The following is a 16,084-nucleotide window of genomic DNA, read 5'->3' on the forward strand; positions in this document are numbered from 1 at the left end:
GCATGTTCAAGAAAGTCCTGATCGCCAACCGGGGCGAAATCGCCGTCCGCGTCGTCAAGACACTGAGGCGGATGGGCATTGCCTCTGTCGCTGTCTACTCCGATGCCGACCGCTTCGCCATGCCCGCCATGATGGCGGATGAAGCGGTCCGCCTCGGGCCGGCACCGGCCAGCGAAAGCTATCTCAATGTTGACGCCGTCATTGCCGCCTGCAAGGCGACAGGAGCCGAAGCAGTGCATCCCGGCTATGGATTTCTGTCGGAAAATATCGGTTTTGCCAAACGCCTTGCCGCCGAAGGCATCGCCTTCATCGGTCCCCGCCCCGAACACCTCTCTTCCTTTGGCCTGAAACATACGGCGCGAGACCTTGCCAAGGCGAGCGGCGTGCCGCTTTTGCCCGGCACCAGCTTACTTTCGAGCGCCGAGGAAGCGCTCGCTGCGGCCGAGACAATCGGCTATCCCGTGATGCTGAAAAGCACGGCCGGCGGCGGCGGCATCGGCATGCAGCTCTGCGCCGATCCGAAAGGCCTGACGGCCTTGTTCGAAAGCGTGCAGCGTACCGCGCGGGCAAGCTTCGGCGATGCGCGCGTCTATATCGAACGTTTTGTGGCGGAGGCCCGGCATGTCGAGGTACAGATTTTCGGCGACGGCAAAGGCAAGGTCATCGCGCTTAGCGAGCGCGATTGCTCGCTGCAGCGACGGAACCAGAAGGTGGTCGAGGAGACTCCGGCCCCCGGCCTTTCGGCAGCAACCCGTGCCCGTCTGCACAAGGCTGCAGTCGATCTCGGCGCTGCCGTCTCCTATGAATCCGCCGGTACCGTCGAGTTCATCTATGACCCGGTCCGCGAGGAATTCTACTTTCTCGAGGTGAATACCCGCCTGCAGGTCGAACATCCCGTCACCGAGGCCGTCTTCGGCATCGACCTTGTTGAATGGATGATCCGCCAGGCTGCCGGCGAGGATGTGCTCTCGGATAGTGAAGCTTTGAGGCCTCAGGGAGCGGCGATCGAAGTGCGCGTCTATGCCGAGATGCCGCATGCGGATTTCCGCCCGAGCGCGGGTCTGCTGACAGAAGTCGTCTTTCCTGACGACGTGCGCATCGACGGGTGGATCGAAACCGGCACCGAAGTGACGCCTTTCTATGATCCGATGCTGGCCAAGATCATCGTTTCCGCCGAGGACCGTCCGGCGGCGATCGAAAAGCTGAAGGCAGCGCTTAGGATTACATCGCTATCCGGCATCGAAACCAATCTGCATTATCTTCGCGCCATTGTCGGCTCCGAACTTCTTGCCAGCGGCAAGGTTGCAACGACGGCACTGCGCGATTTCTCCTTCCTGCCCGATGTCGTCGAGGTGATTGCACCCGGCGCGCAGTCGAGCATTCAGGAACTGCCGGGCCGGCTTGGTCTCTGGCATGTCGGCGTGCCACCGAGCGGTCCGATGGACGAACGCTCTTTCCGTCACGCCAACCGTCTCGTCGGCAATGATGATACAGTTACGGCGCTGGAGCTGACGGTGTCCGGCCCGGTACTGAAATTCCATACGGACACGGTGATCGCACTCGCCGGCGCCAGAATGGCGATGAGTGTCGATGGCGTAAGACTGCCGCATGATGAGCCGGCCACCATTCGCGCCGGTCAAACCCTTTCGATCGGTAGCATCGATGGTCCGGGGCAGCGGGCCTACCTTGCTGTGGCAGGCGGGTTTGCCGCTCCTGTCGTGCTCGGCTCACGCGCCACCTTCGGGCTTGGTCAGTTCGGCGGCAACGCCACCGGTGCGCTGAAGACAGGACATGTGCTGCATCTTGCCCGTCAGGCCGCAGCCCAGCCGCCGAAGCCGGCGACAGAGCCGGCGGATCTGACGCGCGATTGGGACGTCGGTGTCGTCTATGGTCCGCATGGCGCACCCGATTTCTTTCGGGATGGCGATATCCGGGCCCTGTTTTCAACGAGCTACGAGGTACATTTCAACAGCGCCCGCACCGGCGTGCGCCTGATCGGCCCGGCACCGAAATGGGCTCGCAGCGATGGCGGCGAGGCTGGTCTCCACCCTTCCAACCTCCATGACAATGCCTATGCGATTGGCGCGATCGATTTCACCGGCGACATGCCGATCATTCTTGGCCCCGATGGGCCGAGCCTTGGCGGTTTCGTCTGCCCGGCGGTGATCGCCCGTGATGAACAATGGAAGATGGGCCAGTTCAAGCCGGGTGATCGCATCCGCTTTCATCCCGTCGCGCGGCCCGAAGATCCCATCGCCGGTCCGGTGGTGCATCGGGCGAAGGAGGAAGCCGGCTCGCCTGTTATCGGCAAACGCGAGGATGGACCGGTCTCGGTCGTCTATCGCCGTCAGGGCGATGACAATCTGCTGGTCGAGTACGGGCCGATGACGCTTGATATCGCCCTGCGGCTGAGGGTGCACCTCTTGATGCAGGCCGTATCCGAGGCCTGCCTGCCCGGCATCATCGACCTCACGCCCGGCATCCGCTCATTGCAGATCCATTATGACGGCACGACCCTGACCCGCAAACGCCTAATCGGCCTGCTGGCTGAGATCGAGACTAGCCTGCCGGCCGCCCAGGACGTCAAGGTGCCAAGCCGCATCGTACATCTGCCGCTATCCTGGAACGATCCGGATGCGGAACTTGCCATGCGCAAGTATCAGGAACTCGTGCGGCCGAATGCGCCCTGGTGCCCGTCCAATATCGAATTCATTCGCCGTATCAACGGGCTGGCGGATGAGCAGGCCGTGCGCGACGTCGTCTTCAATGCGAGCTATCTCGTGCTCGGCCTCGGTGACGTCTATCTTGGCGCACCGGTCGCGACCCCGATCGATCCGCGCCACAGGCTGGTGACGACGAAATACAATCCCGCCCGCACCTGGACGCCGGAAAATGCCGTTGGTATCGGCGGGGCCTATATGTGCATCTACGGCATGGAAGGTCCCGGCGGTTATCAGCTTTTCGGCCGCACCATCCAAGTGTGGAACACCTGGCGGCAGACACCAGTCTTTGCCAAGGGCAAGCCCTGGCTGCTGAACTTCTTCGATCAGATCCGCTTCTTTCCCGTCAGCCACCAGGAGCTGACGGAGGCGCGCAGTGCTTTCCCATATGGCGGCTATCCTGTGAGGATCGAGGAAACGGAATTTTCCTATGCCGCTTACGAGAGGGAGTTGCGGGTCAATGCCGCCTCGATCGGAACCTTCAAGGCAAGCCAGCAGGCGGCCTTCGATGCCGAACGCCAACGTTGGAAGGAGGCGGGCCTCGACAGCTTTGTCACGGACGAAGGCGCAGGTGAAAGCCTGGACGGAGATATTCCCGAGGGATGCTTCGGCATTGCCAGCGCCGTACCCGGCAATATCTGGAAACTGCTGGTCGAGCCGGGCGCACCGGTTGCGGCCGGCGACACGCTTGCCATCATCGAATCCATGAAAATGGAAATCAACGTTACCGCGCATGCGCCGGGCCGTGTCCGCGACCTGCGCGCCGGACCCGGACGAAACGTCAAAGCGGGCGATATCATTGTTGTTTTAGAGGAGTGCTGACTCATGCTGCCGACCATTCTTGATCTGACAAGCCTTCGCGCAGCCTATGAGGCCGGCCAAAGCCCGCTCGATGTCATCGAAACCGTCATTACACGTCGTGCCGCCTCGAAGGATCCGGCAATCTTCATCACGCCGACGCCCGAGGATACATTGCGGGCTGAAACACGAGCTCTGATGGAACGTGCCCCCAAGCCGAACAGCCTGCCGCTCTGGGGTATTCCCTTTGCGGTGAAAGACAATATCGACGTGGCGGGGCTGCCGACCACCGCCGCTTGCCCGGCTTTCGCCTATCATCCCGAGAAGGACGCAACTGTCGTTGCACGGCTGCGGGCGGCAGGTGCGATCGTGATCGGCAAGACCAATCTCGATCAGTTCGCGACCGGCCTCAACGGTACGCGCTCACCCCACGGGGCGCCGCGATCGGTCTTCGATGCCGACTACATCTCCGGCGGCTCGAGCTCCGGCTCAGCGGTGACGGTGGCGTCCGGCGTCGCCACCTTCGCGCTCGGCACGGATACGGCCGGTTCGGGCCGCGTGCCGGCCGCTTTCAATAATCTCGTCGGCATCAAGCCGACACCAGGACTGCTGTCGAATACGGGCGCCGTACCGGCCTGCAAGAGTGTCGACTGCATCACCATCTTTGCCGCGACTGTCGGCGACGGCGTCTCAATCCGCAAGGTTGCCGAGGGCTTCGATGCGGCCGACTCGTTTTCCAGGCGTGCCAAGCCGGCTTCCCTTCCGGTCGCGGGCCTGCGCGTCGGCGTTCTCGACGGCGCAGAGCGGGAGTTCTTCGGCGATGCCAACGTTGAAGCCCTCTACGATCAGGCAATCGAGCGGGCCGAAGCGCTCGGCGCGACGATCGTTCCCTTCGATTATGCGCCCTTCCGTGAGGCGGCTTCTCTCCTCTATGACGGCCCATGGGTTGCCGAGCGCCTGGCGGCCGTCGAAGATTTCCTGTCGAGTAACGCCACCGATTTCGATCCCACGGTTCGCAAGATCATCGAAGGCGCGAAAGGCAAGACTGCCGTCGAAGCCTTCAATGGCCGTTACAAGCTCGAAGATCTCAGGCGCAAAACGGAAGAGGAATGGGCAAAGGCCGATCTATTGCTGCTGCCGACAGCACCGACGACTTATAAGGTTGCAGATATGCTCGCCGACCCCATCGTGCTCAACGGCCGGCTCGGTCGCTACACGAACTTCGTCAATCTGCTCGATTGCGCGGCGATCGCCATTCCCGCCGGCTTCGGCGCCAATGGCCTGCCGGGTGGCGTGACACTCGTTGCGCCAGCCTTCACCGACGATGCGCTGGCTCCTCTTGCCGATGCGCTGCATCGCGCAGCCGCAGCCGGGATGGGTGTCGACCGCGCTGCGGCTATTCCCGAGGAGAGCCGTGTCGCCTCGCTGACAGACGATACCATCGACATCGCCGTGGTCGGCGCGCATCTGACCGGCATGCCTCTCAATCATGAGCTGACGACATTGGGCGGCAAGTTTGTAAGGACGTGCCGCACCGCAGGTGATTACCGCCTCTTCCTGCTCCCGAATACCATCCCGCAGAAGCCCGGCCTCCTCCGCGAACCGGGATATGACGGGCATGGACTGGAGATTGAGGTCTGGGCGCTGCCACCGGAGGGCTTCGGCCGTTTCGTTGCCAAGATCCCTGCCCCGCTCGGCATCGGCAAGGTCACGCTCGAGGATGGCTCCAGCGTATCGTGCTTCCTCTGCGAAGCCCATGCGGTAAAGGACGCAGAAGAGATCACGGCACTCGGCGGCTGGCGGGGCTATATGCGCAGCATATCTGTTGTCTGAACCGGGGGCGGCGGTGAGATTCATACTTTGGCTGCTGATGAATGGACTGGTGGCGCGCGCGAGCGCGCTACATGCACAACCGATACATTCCACCGATCGCAATGATGATCGACCGCCTTCCGGCGGTCGCGCAGAACCGGATGGCCGAGCCCAATATCAATCGGGCCAACCGTAAATTGCGGCAGGACGAGCAACACCTTTGAGCGGAAATATGCCGGCTTTCTCGAAACGGCCTGGCGCCTGCAAGACGAAATCGGCGGATGCCAGCAGGCTGTGGCCGATATCGTCCGCCAGCCTCTCCATGCGCGCCGCCTCGTTGACCGCTCTGCCGATGGCGGTGAAATCAAGACGGCGGGCCGCGCCGACGTTCCCGTAGAACACTTCACCGACGTGAAGGACGATATCGACGAGAAGCGCCGGCTCTCCCGCTTCCGCTCGCCTGCGATTGACGTCAGCATTGGCGTATATGGCCGCTCGTGCCGCCGACAGAGCGCGGCCGCATGCCTCGGCCGGGTTGTCGATATCGGCAGGGAAGATGGCAAGCAGACTGTCGCCCATGAACTTCAGGATCTCGCCGCCTTCCTGTTCGACCGGAGCGCCGATAGCTTCGAAGTGCTCGTTGAGCCAGGCGACGATGCGTTCGGGCCGATGCTTTTCATTGAGCGACGTAAAGTTCTTGAGATCGGCAAGAAGGATCGCGGCATAGACCGCCGTACCGTCGCCGCGCCTGATATGACCGCTGAGGATATTTTCGCTGGTTCTTGTGCCCGTATAGACAGCAAGGACATCTCTCGCAATCCGCGTCGTCGCGATGCGGCAACAGGCGAGTGAGAGCGCCGGCACCAACCTCTCCAGATCGGCAATCAGACTATTCGAAAAGCCATCGGGATCATCCACGGCGATTGAGAAACTGACGCCCGCCAATCTCGTATCGCCGGGGAATGGAACAAGCCTCATCAGATAATCGGTAGCTCCGAGTTCCGCCAGCTCGGTCAGGAGTGGAATCCGCGGAGCATCCGGTCCCGGCGGCAACCGCCAACGCGCATATTGCTGATTGTTTTCCAGGAGGTAGGAGATGGGGGAGCGCCGGAACAATTCCTGACCCGCTTCATCATGCCCTTGAACCTCTGTCGAGAAACCGGAAGAACGATACCAGGCAACCGAAATTCCCCGCTGCAGAGGATCGATCGACGGCATCGCGATCGATGCACGAAGGATTGGACATCCGAGATCCGTCAGTCGTTTCGCAACGCCCAGCAAAAGCGTCTCAATGGTATCCGCAGATAGTCCTTCGGCAATGATCCAGTCTATCAGGTCTTGCAAGCGCGGCATTGTCACGGTCCCTCTGGCCTCCGGATTTGATGGAGGTCTGTCGTTCTACCGCAATTTCGTCCGCCGTCCATCGCGGCGGCAGACAAGCGCCGTTGCAAATCTTCAACGCTCGCAATGGTCGATGGAACAAAATCGGCGCTGCTGCGTATCTTCCCTCTGGGACGCACAAAAACCTGTTATCGCTCTAACAAGAAGCACAACCCCACTTCGAGGAAGGAAAGGAATGTGTCTATGACCGCACGGATTGCTGAAGTTGTGCCGCATGACGATCACGTGGTTACGGCCAAGGAAGCCTTGGAGGGGCTATACTTAAGGCTTGAAATGGAGGCGGAGGTTCGGCTCGTTGCCGCGGCATTGCGCGCCGGTTGGACGGCGGACGAAGCGCTTGACGCGATCGACCAGCTTCGAGCCGACGATACCAAGCACTAAGCGCTCCCGGCGCCGACAGTTTGCAGACCGTGGCAGCGATGAACCCTAGCAGCTACGGCTGACAGGGGTCATCAGAGGGCGACCAGATGTCCCGGCGATATCTCGCGATATTCGAGCGGTTTGATACTGTAGTCGATTGGGCGGATGGGGCTCTTGATCTCATCATTGGCGACAGCCCGCTTCTCGCGGCGGCGATCAGGGTCGGGAACCGGCACTGCCGCCATCAGCTTTCTGGTGTAGGCATGCTGTGGGTTGCCGAACACGGCCGCCCGCGGGCCGATTTCGACGATTTCGCCGAGATACATGACCGCAACACGATGGCTGACGCGTTCGACGACGGCCATGTCGTGTGAGATAAACAGAAACGCAAGATTGAGGCTCTGCTGCAAGTCCAGCATCAGATTGATGACCTGCGCCTTGATCGACACGTCGAGAGCCGACACGCTTTCATCTGCTACGATGACCTTGGGTTCCAATGCAAGCGCACGCGCAATGCATATGCGCTGACGTTGCCCACCGGAGAATTCATGCGGGAAGCGTGAGGCCATGTCGGGCGTCAGGCCGACCTTGACGAGAAGGTCTGCGACGCGTTCCTTTGCCTGTTTTGCCGTTCCCATTCTGTGTTCCAGATAAGGCTCGGCAATGGCGTCGCCGACCCGAATGCGCGGATTGAGGCTGGCAAAGGGATCCTGGAAGATCATCTGCACGGTCTTGCGCACCTCGCGCATGCCCGCCTTATCGAGCGCCAGCACATCCTTGCCGTCGGCGATGACGGAACCACTCTGGGCATCGATCAAACGCATGATTGCACGCCCAGTCGTGGACTTGCCGCAGCCGGACTCGCCGACGAGCGACAGTGTCTCGCCGGCATGAAGGTCAAAGGAGACGTTTTCGACCGCATGGACGCGGCCGGTCAGCTTGCCGAACATGCCGGAATGAATGTCGAAGCGTTTGGTGAGGTTCCTGACCTCGAGCACCGGACGGGTGGCCGCAGCGACCGTATCGGCCGTCTCGACCGGAATGTCCGATTCTCCCGTTGCTGTATTGACGACAGGAAAGCGCAGCGGCCGCTCGTAACCCTGCATGGAACCGAGCACCGGCACCGCCGACAGAAGCGCTCTGGTATAGGGATGTTTGCCGCGATGGAAGATATCGGCGGTCGCTCCGGTCTCCACCTGTTCGCCGCGATACATGACGACGGTCCGGTCGGCGATCTCTGCCACGACACCCATGTCATGTGTGATAAAGAGAACCGAGGTCCCCTCTTCCTCCTGCAGCATTTTGATCAGATCGAGGATCTGGCCCTGGATCGTCACATCGAGCGCCGTCGTCGGCTCATCGGCGATCAAAAGCTTCGGCCGTGAGGCAAGCGCCATGGCGATCATCACGCGCTGGCGCATGCCGCCGGAAAAGCGATGGGGGTATTCGTTAAAGCGCGAGGTAGCCGATGGAATTCGCACCTTTTCGAGCAAGCGGATCGTCTCGGCGCGGGCTTCGGCCTTCGACATCGACCGATGGCAGAGCAACGCCTCGGAAATCTGGTCGCCGATCGTGAAGAGCGGATTGAGGCTCGTCATCGGCTCCTGGAAGATCATCGCAACGTCATTGCCGCGGACCTTGCGCATCTGGTCCTCGGGCAGGGCGAGTAGATCACGCCCGCCAAGCATGATCCTGCCTTCGATACGGCTGGAATCTGCCTGCAGCAGCCGCATGATCGACAGCGAGGTTACGCTCTTGCCGGAGCCACTCTCACCGACAATGGCAACCGTTTCGCCCGGAGCGACATCGAAGGAGACATTGCGAACGACGGGCTTCCAGGCGCCATCGACCAGAAATGATGTCGTCAGCTTTTGGACGGAGAGAACGGGCTCTGCCGTTGCGATGGATTGTGCTTGGATGCCTGTCATGATCGCTTCCTTAGTTTATCCTGATATTCTGATCAGTCCGGCCACTTTAGAACGCCTTCGAAGCGACGCTTGCTGCGGTTTTCGATCGGCGTCGCGATGATCTCGTTGGAGGCACGTGCCTTGTCGAGCTCTTCAGCCAGACGACTGGCAACGATCTTCTCCTGGCCCGGATGCAGATTGCAGGGATCAAGATAGAAGTAGCGGTGCTCGACCTCATGGTCGCGCACGATGATCGGCGGAGAACCACCGCCGAGCGCGTCGGCGAGATCCCAGGCGGTGATATGCGCTTCTTCGGTATCGATGATCACGCGCATGCGATCGAGCGGGTTGTTGGTCGGATCCGGCTCGATCAATGCAGTTACGCCGGGGCGGCCATCGAGTGTCTGTTTCCAGAGGTTGAGATAGCTTGTTTCACGCTCACGGATGCCGGCATGGTCCCGCCTTTCCCAGGCCTCAAGTGCTGCCATGACGCCGAAGATGCTTTCCTTGCCGACCTTCATGCCGCGGCCGACGCCCATGTTCTGGAGGAAGGCGTTGCGCACCAATTCCTTCTTGCCGGCAACGATGCCCGAAGTCGGACCGCCCAGGAACTTATGGCCGGAATAGAGCACCACATCGGCCCCCTGTTCCAGGAAGATCTTGAGATCATATTCCGAGGCAGCATCGACGATGACGGGAACACCCCTGGCATGAGCGATCTCGACGAATTCCTTGAGGTTCAGCAGACCATAATCCACGACATGGTGCGAAACGACATAGACGGCAGCCGCCGTCTTTTCGGTAATCGCATGCTCCATGTGGAAACGATGCGTGGAGGTTGCCTGACCGACCAGCACCACCTTGCCGCCGGCAAGGCGGATCGCCTGATCGACCGGCGCGCCATAGCTGACGACGTGGCCCATCTGGACAAGGACTTCATTCTTCTCCGGAACGACATCGGGCAGCTTCTCAATGGCGAGAAGATTATTGCCCGTGATCGCGCCCGCGACAGCGAGCGATATGCCGGCCGAGCAGGAGGCGGTGACGAAACCCGCCTCGCCGCCGGTCAATCGGGCAATGACGGCACTCGCCTTGCGCTGCAAATCGTTGATTTCGACGAACTGCGGCAGGATCGACGACATGGCGGCAATCGCCTCGGGAACGACGATCGAAGCGCCGAGGCTGGTCATCGTGCCGGAAACGTTGATGACCGGGCGAAGGCCGATCGATGTGCGGATGTCCTCAGACATGGGTGTCTCCAATTTCAATCTGTTGGGCCGGAACAATCATGCGCATCCTCATTAATCCCTGAGCGCGACGATCGCCTCGATTTCAACGGTGATATTGCCCGGTAGCGATCCGAAGCCGACGGCCGAGCGGGCATGTTGTCCAACCTCTTCGCCGAAGACATCGATAAGGAGGTCCGAGCAGCCGTTGATGACCGAGGGATGGTCGACGAAATACGGCACGGCATTGACCATGCCGAGCAGTTTGACGACACGCTTGACGCGGCTGAGATCGCCGAGCGCATCATGCATGACGGAAAGCAGATTGATGCCGGTAAGTTTTGCATGTGCATAGGCGGCTTCGACGCCGACCTCGTCGCCGACCTTGCCGACATGCATGAATCCATCAGCCTCGCGCGGCCCCTGCCCCGACAGGTAAAGCATGTTGCCCTCCTGCACATGGGTAACGAAATTGGCGATTGGCGGCGGTGGGGCAGGAAGTTCTATGCCAAGCGCTGATAGTCGCTCATAGGGCGTTGCGCTGGGTTGAACTGCGGTAACGGGCGGGCCGGCGGTGGCGGGAGACTGGTTCACGCAAACTCCTATCATGCGATTCTTTTATGCTCTGGTTTTATCGGTAGGAATATCCGTGGCTGTGGCGCACCAGCTTGCGAGCACGCGGCACGTAACGGCTGGAGGTGAAGGCCTCGTTGCCCAGCACTGCATAGCGTGGCTCAAAGAGCTTCTTCAAAACCGAGACGTCACCATTGGAATCGGTGGCTTCGAGGTCGGAATCGACGAGATCGAAGACCGTAAACTCAGCGGCAGCACCAACACTCAGGCGGTTTTCCATCAATAGCCTGATAACGGACGCAGGCGCATGGGTGACGGCATCGATCACCTTATCGAAGGGCATGCCGACCGAGAGCAGCTTCGACATGGTCGTCGCCAGGTCCCAGACCGGGAAGTTCATCGAATGACCATGCAGATCGGTGGAAATCGAGAAGGGAAGAAGACCACGGGCGATTGCCGCTTCCGCCACCTTGAAGGAGAAAGAAGCGCCGCCATGGCCGATATCGAGGCGGATGCCCTCTGACGCACAGCGTTCGGCGAGGTTGAAGAGGTCCTCGTCCTCCATGATGCTTGAACCTGCCTTGCCGTTGAAGCAGTGGGTGACGACATCACCGGGGCCGAGGATTTCCAGCACCTCGTCATAGAGCGCCGGCGGTTCGCCGACGTGCACCATCATCGGCACTTTGAGGATCTTGGCGATCTTCTTGCCGAGCTTGACGGGGGTGACACCCCAGGAGCCGGTGATCACATGACTGGCGCGCACCTTGATGCCGACGATGTGCTCGCTGTTTTCGGCATAGCATTCGAGGATACGGTCAAGGTCGATATCCCTGATATCGCGCAGTTCCGCAACACGATTGCAGGCGACCAGCCCGATGGAGCCGAGGTTCAGGAAGGCCTTGATCCGTTCTTTCGACGGCTCGATGATATATTCGCGGAAGCCATGAAAATTGGCTTCACCGGCAGAGCCGGCATCGACGAGTGTCGTCACGCCACGCTCGACGCCGCATTCGGACGGCCGGATCGAGATGTCGGTGCCCCCATGCCAGATATGAACATGCAGGTCGACCCAGCCGGGCGAGACGAAGGCGCCTTTGCCGTCGACGCGCATCACGTCATCACCCGCAGCGAGGGATGGGCCGAGCTTGGCGATCTTGCCATTGGCATCGACCAGAATGTCGATTGCCCCCTCGGGCGTGCCAGGGCCGAAGCCGACGGGTTTTACGTTGGTGAGGAGAAGCGGCTTGCCCGCTATTTCACCGGTCATTTAAAGGTCCTTTCGAAGTTTAGGATCGAGCATATCGCGCAGACCGTCACCGACCATCTGGAGCGAAAGCACGGAGAGAATGATGGCGACGCCGGGGAATAGCGTCATCCAGTCGGCCTGGCCGATATATTGCCGGCCGGCGGCAATCATCGTGCCCCAGGTCGGGATTTCCGGACTGACGCCGAGACCAAGGAAAGACAGCCCCGCCTCGGCGAGCATGGCGCTCGCAAAGAGGAACGTCGCCTGAACCAGAATTGGCGAAAGCAGGTTCTTCAGCACATGGCGCGTCATGATATGGAAAGTCGAAATCCCCAGCGCCTGCGCCGCCTCGACATAGGGCAACTCGCGGATGACCAGCGTCGAGGCGCGGACAATGCGGGCAAGACGCGGTGCATAGACGATCGAGAGCGCAATGATGACCGTCGTCAGCGACGGGCCGAGAGCCGCGACAAGCGCAATCGCCAGCAGGATATCCGGGAAGGCCATCATCGCATCGATCAGGCGGGCGATCGGCGTGTCGAGTTTCTTGAAGAAGCCCGCAAGCAGGCCGAGCGTGACCCCAATCGCCGCCGACAAGGCAACGACCGCGACGCCGACGAGCAGCGACAGGCGGCCAGCGAAGATGGTGCGCGACAGCACATCCCGGCCGAACTCGTCCGTGCCGAAGAAATATGTCCCGCTCGGCGGCTTCAGACGGTTGATGATCGAGAGCTTCGACGGCGAATAGGGTGCAACCCATGGCGCCAGGATCGCCAGCAGTGCGAAGATTGTGAGAATGAGCAAGCCAAGGGCGACTGTCTTGCGCTTTAGAAACTGGCGGATGAATTTGCGGCCTTCGCTTTCGGCCGGCTTGATCGCAATATCCGTCATCAGTAGCGCACCCTCGGATCGACGAGCAGGTAGAGCATGTCGATCGCAAAATTGATCAGGACGTAGAGCGCCGCAATCACCAGCAGCGCACCCTGGATAACAGGATAATCGCGACGCAGGACGGCCGAGACGACGAGATTGCCGACGCCCGGAAGACCAAAGACGGTCTCGGTCACGACGGCGCCAGAGATCAGGACGGCGGCGGTGAGACCCAGGACGGTCAGGATCGGGATCAGCGCATTCTTCAGGGCGTGCTTGAGGACAACCCTGCGCTCGATCAGCCCCTTGGCCCGCGCCGTGCGGATATAATCGTCGCCGAGCACGTCGAGCATCGAGGCCCGGGTGAAGCGCAGGATGAGCGCCGAGGAGACGATACCGAGCGCGAAGGCAGGCAAGGTCAGGTGGTACATGCGGTCGAGGAATGTCGAGCCCGGTCCGCCATATCCGGAAACGGGGAACAGGCCGAGGCGAACGGCAAAGACCTGCATCAGGATGAGGCCGAGCCAGAAGCTCGGAATGCTGGCGGCAAACATCGCCAGCGTCGTTGCCGCCTGATCGACGAAGGAGCCACGGCGGTAGGCGGCGTAGATGCCGATCGGAAGCGCGATGAGGCTGGCGATAGCAAGCGAGAAGATCGTCAGAAAAAAGGTCGGTTCGGCGCGATCGAGCAGCGCAGACGTCACGGGCATGTTGAGGAAGATCGACTGTCCGAGATTGCCCTTCAGTAATTGGCCTACATAATAGAGGTATTGCACGCCGATCGATCGATCGAGACCAAGGCTGGCCCTGAGATCGGCGACGTCCTGCGGCGTCGCATCGGGGCCGAGCATGACGGCAGCCGGATCGCCAGGGGTGACGCGCACGATGATGAAGACAATCGTAACGACGAGGAACATCACCACGATCATGCCAAGCAGGCGCTGAAAAATGTAACGTATCATGAAGTCTGTCCCGGTGCCGGGCGGCACAATGGAAGAAGGATACCGGCGCAGGGCGCACCGGTATCCCGCGATTGAGCGTTACTTCTTGACCGAGGCGTTCCAGAAATATGGCCACGGAGCCGGATCGACGCCTTCAAGCTTGGTCGATTTGGCCGAGACGGCGTTGAAATCGCCGATCTTCATGTAGGGCAATTCGTCATACATGGCCTTCTGGACATCGGCCCAGAGTGCAATCCGCTTCTGCGGATCGACCTCGGACGTGAAGGCATCGACGACGCTCTTGCGCGCCGGCGTATCCCACCAGCCGGGCGAGCTCGGAGACAGCGACCCGATCAGCGCCGGTTCCGGCAGGAAGGGGCTGTGGGTGATGTAAATATCCCAGAGCTTCGGATCTGTGCGGCGCTGCGTCAGCGTCGCCCAGTCGACGACCTGCAGGTCGACGGCAAAGCCGGCTGTCTTCAGGTATTCGGCCGCAACCTGCGCCATCTTGTAGTGGAATTCATACTGGCGGCTGGTTAGAATGCGGATCGGCTCGCCATTATAGCCGGCCTTTTTCGCCGCTTCGGCGGCGCCTTCGGGATCGGCGACATTGTAATTGCCCTCGACACCGGCATCCGTATTCCAGACATACGACTTTGGATAGATGTCACCGTCGAGCGTATAGAAATCCGTGCTGCCGAAGGCGGCCGCAAGCATGTCTTCCATGCTGAGCGCCTGACGGATTGCCTTGCGGACCTCGACGTTCTTGGCAAGGCCTTCCTTCGTGTTGAAGACGAAGACCGGATAACCGAATGGCTTCAGGATGACCGGCTGCGACGCGCTCGATGCCTTCAGCTTGTCGAAGGATTCAACCGGGATCGAGTCGACATAATCGTACTGGCCGGAAACGGCGGCCTCGACGCGGGTGTTCGGGTCCGGAACCGGTACGAAACGGATTTCGTCGAGATACTGGTGACGGGCGCCGCCATAACCGTCACTCTCACCGTCACGCGATTTATAGCCATCGAAACGGACGAGCTGGATATACTGGTCCGCCTTGCGCTCCTTCAGCATGTAGGGACCGGTGCCGATGAATTCCTTCATCGGCTCATCCTGTTTTTCAGCGGGGATGATGATAGCGGCCGAGTTGTTGAAGGCGAGCAGCGAGGTCAACGGCGCATAGGGCTGCTTCAGGGCGATCTTGACAGTCGCCGGATCGGCGGCGGTGATGGAGTCGATGAAGCCTGCTACCTGCTTGCCGCGCGAGGCGATCTTCATCCAGCGGTTCAGCGAGGCAACGACATCTTCCGAGGTCATATCGGAGTTATCGTGGAACTTGATGCCGGTGCGCAGCTTGATCGTATAGGTCTTACCGTCAGCACTGATTTCTGGCAGGTTTTCGGCCAGAAGCGGCGTGACATTCCACTTCTTGTCGAACGTATAGAGCGTTTCGAAAATATGCTGCGTGACGATGCCGACGAGGTCGGCAGTCGAGGACATCGGGTCAAGCGTCGGCGGCTCGCCGATCGTCGCGACGTTGGCAACGCCACCCTTTTCCTGAGCCACCAAGGTTGCCGGCAAGGCGACCAGCGCAGTGCCGAGAAGGAATGCGACAAAAGTCTTCATTTCATGCTCCCGATTTGATGTTCCACAATTATGTTATGAAGGTTTTTATAATAGAATAGCGACGAGAACGGTTCTGTCAATCGAGAAAGCGGTTCCATCTGCGGAAGAGAATAGACGTGCCTGTTGGGACGAGTTCCGACCTATCGTCGGAACAGGAGCGCCACCTCTCTATTCCGGCCGCAGCGATTGAATAAGATGAAACTTGTTGTTCAAGTCGAACACCGCTTCCCGAAAGATTCAACCATGAATTACGCGCGGCGTGGAAAGCATATCTCAGGTTATTTGATCGCCTCTGTCTACTTTGGATGAAGTAGATCATATCAGACTAAAGTCCGTGTTCTGCAGCGCACAAAAAAGCTAAACACCCCTGTTGCTGGTAATCGAGGACAGCGTATGGGCGTCGAAAGTGATCCTCTAGGAGGGCTGCCTGGATGGAGTTTGATCTGGCGAGGGCTGCCATGTGCGGCAACATCGAAGGCAGTTTTCGTTTCAGCCGTTGATCATTTGCACGCGCGATGAGCCGTCGGAGATCCGGCGGAGGTATTCCTGGTACAGACGAGCTTTCTCAATTGTAACTACTCTCATAGGCAAGTTGAAACACGCG

The 16,084-nt window shown here is 60.2% G+C and carries 11 protein-coding genes; 3 read left to right on the forward strand and 8 right to left on the reverse strand.

What is annotated here, in order from left to right; genetic code table 11:
* Positions 1-2: 2 nt before the first annotated feature.
* Both uca and atzF read left to right on the forward strand, forming a co-directional pair.
* Positions 3-3,542, forward strand: coding sequence for an urea carboxylase (gene uca / locus JNB85_RS26035; protein ID WP_220337319.1), 3,540 nt, complete (start codon positions 3-5; stop codon positions 3,540-3,542).
* A 3-nt stretch (positions 3,543-3,545) separates the two neighbouring features.
* The gene (gene atzF / locus JNB85_RS26040) at positions 3,546-5,351 is read left to right on the forward strand and encodes an allophanate hydrolase (protein WP_220337320.1); all 1,806 of its coding nucleotides are present in this window, start codon (positions 3,546-3,548) and stop codon (positions 5,349-5,351) included.
* A gap of 156 nt (positions 5,352-5,507) precedes the next feature.
* On the opposite strand, the gene JNB85_RS26045 is transcribed toward atzF, so the two are convergent.
* Complete coding sequence (locus JNB85_RS26045; RefSeq protein WP_220337321.1) at positions 5,508-6,683, reverse strand: adenylate/guanylate cyclase domain-containing protein; 1,176 nt, start codon at positions 6,681-6,683, stop codon at positions 5,508-5,510.
* Positions 6,684-6,914: 231 nt separating this feature from the next.
* Between JNB85_RS26045 and JNB85_RS26050 the strand changes: the two genes are divergently transcribed.
* Positions 6,915-7,112, forward strand: coding sequence for a hypothetical protein (locus tag JNB85_RS26050; protein WP_112545346.1), 198 nt, complete (start codon positions 6,915-6,917; stop codon positions 7,110-7,112).
* Between the two features lie 71 nt (positions 7,113-7,183).
* Here the strand turns inward: JNB85_RS26050 and JNB85_RS26055 are convergent, their stop codons facing one another.
* The 7 genes from JNB85_RS26055 to JNB85_RS26085 form a co-directional block, all read right to left on the reverse strand.
* Complete coding sequence (locus tag JNB85_RS26055) at positions 7,184-9,019, reverse strand: ABC transporter ATP-binding protein (protein ID WP_220337322.1); 1,836 nt, start codon at positions 9,017-9,019, stop codon at positions 7,184-7,186.
* A 32-nt stretch (positions 9,020-9,051) separates the two neighbouring features.
* A complete protein-coding gene (locus tag JNB85_RS26060; RefSeq protein ID WP_220337323.1) occupies positions 9,052-10,248 on the reverse strand; it encodes an aminotransferase class V-fold PLP-dependent enzyme in 1,197 nt (398 codons plus the stop codon).
* A 51-nt stretch (positions 10,249-10,299) separates the two neighbouring features.
* Entirely contained in the window at positions 10,300-10,833 is a 534-nt protein-coding gene (locus JNB85_RS26065; protein ID WP_220337324.1) for a RidA family protein, read from the reverse strand.
* Between the two features lie 22 nt (positions 10,834-10,855).
* On the reverse strand, positions 10,856-12,064 hold the full coding sequence (locus JNB85_RS26070) for an amidohydrolase/deacetylase family metallohydrolase (RefSeq protein ID WP_220337325.1): 1,209 nt from the start codon (positions 12,062-12,064) through the stop codon (positions 10,856-10,858).
* Positions 12,065-12,934: an ABC transporter permease gene (locus tag JNB85_RS26075; protein ID WP_220337326.1), complete on the reverse strand. Its 870-nt coding sequence runs from the start codon at positions 12,932-12,934 to the stop codon at positions 12,065-12,067.
* The gene (locus JNB85_RS26080; protein WP_220337327.1) at positions 12,934-13,875 is read right to left on the reverse strand and encodes an ABC transporter permease; all 942 of its coding nucleotides are present in this window, start codon (positions 13,873-13,875) and stop codon (positions 12,934-12,936) included. Before JNB85_RS26080 ends, JNB85_RS26075 begins: the two co-directional genes overlap by 1 nt.
* Before the next feature lie 78 nt (positions 13,876-13,953).
* Positions 13,954-15,480: an ABC transporter substrate-binding protein gene (locus JNB85_RS26085; protein ID WP_220337328.1), complete on the reverse strand. Its 1,527-nt coding sequence runs from the start codon at positions 15,478-15,480 to the stop codon at positions 13,954-13,956.
* Positions 15,481-16,084 lie beyond the last annotated feature (604 nt).

Source organism: Rhizobium mesosinicum (assembly GCF_019511345.1).
GTDB lineage: Bacteria > Pseudomonadota > Alphaproteobacteria > Rhizobiales > Rhizobiaceae > Rhizobium > Rhizobium mesosinicum.

Coding starts and splice junctions, on each gene's coding strand:
- JNB85_RS26070 (WP_220337325.1), bottom strand. CDS start 12,064: ATGACCGGTGAAATAGCGGGCAAGCCGCTTCTCCTCACCAACGTAAAA.
- JNB85_RS26080 (WP_220337327.1), bottom strand. CDS start 13,875: ATGATACGTTACATTTTTCAGCGCCTGCTTGGCATGATCGTGGTGATG.
- JNB85_RS26060 (WP_220337323.1), bottom strand. CDS start 10,248: ATGTCTGAGGACATCCGCACATCGATCGGCCTTCGCCCGGTCATCAAC.
- JNB85_RS26045 (WP_220337321.1), bottom strand. CDS start 6,683: ATGCCGCGCTTGCAAGACCTGATAGACTGGATCATTGCCGAAGGACTA.
- JNB85_RS26055 (WP_220337322.1), bottom strand. CDS start 9,019: ATGACAGGCATCCAAGCACAATCCATCGCAACGGCAGAGCCCGTTCTC.
- atzF (WP_220337320.1), top strand. CDS start 3,546: ATGCTGCCGACCATTCTTGATCTGACAAGCCTTCGCGCAGCCTATGAG.
- uca (WP_220337319.1), top strand. CDS start 3: ATGTTCAAGAAAGTCCTGATCGCCAACCGGGGCGAAATCGCCGTCCGC.
- JNB85_RS26085 (WP_220337328.1), bottom strand. CDS start 15,480: ATGAAGACTTTTGTCGCATTCCTTCTCGGCACTGCGCTGGTCGCCTTG.
- JNB85_RS26065 (WP_220337324.1), bottom strand. CDS start 10,833: ATGATAGGAGTTTGCGTGAACCAGTCTCCCGCCACCGCCGGCCCGCCC.
- JNB85_RS26050 (WP_112545346.1), top strand. CDS start 6,915: ATGACCGCACGGATTGCTGAAGTTGTGCCGCATGACGATCACGTGGTT.
- JNB85_RS26075 (WP_220337326.1), bottom strand. CDS start 12,934: ATGACGGATATTGCGATCAAGCCGGCCGAAAGCGAAGGCCGCAAATTC.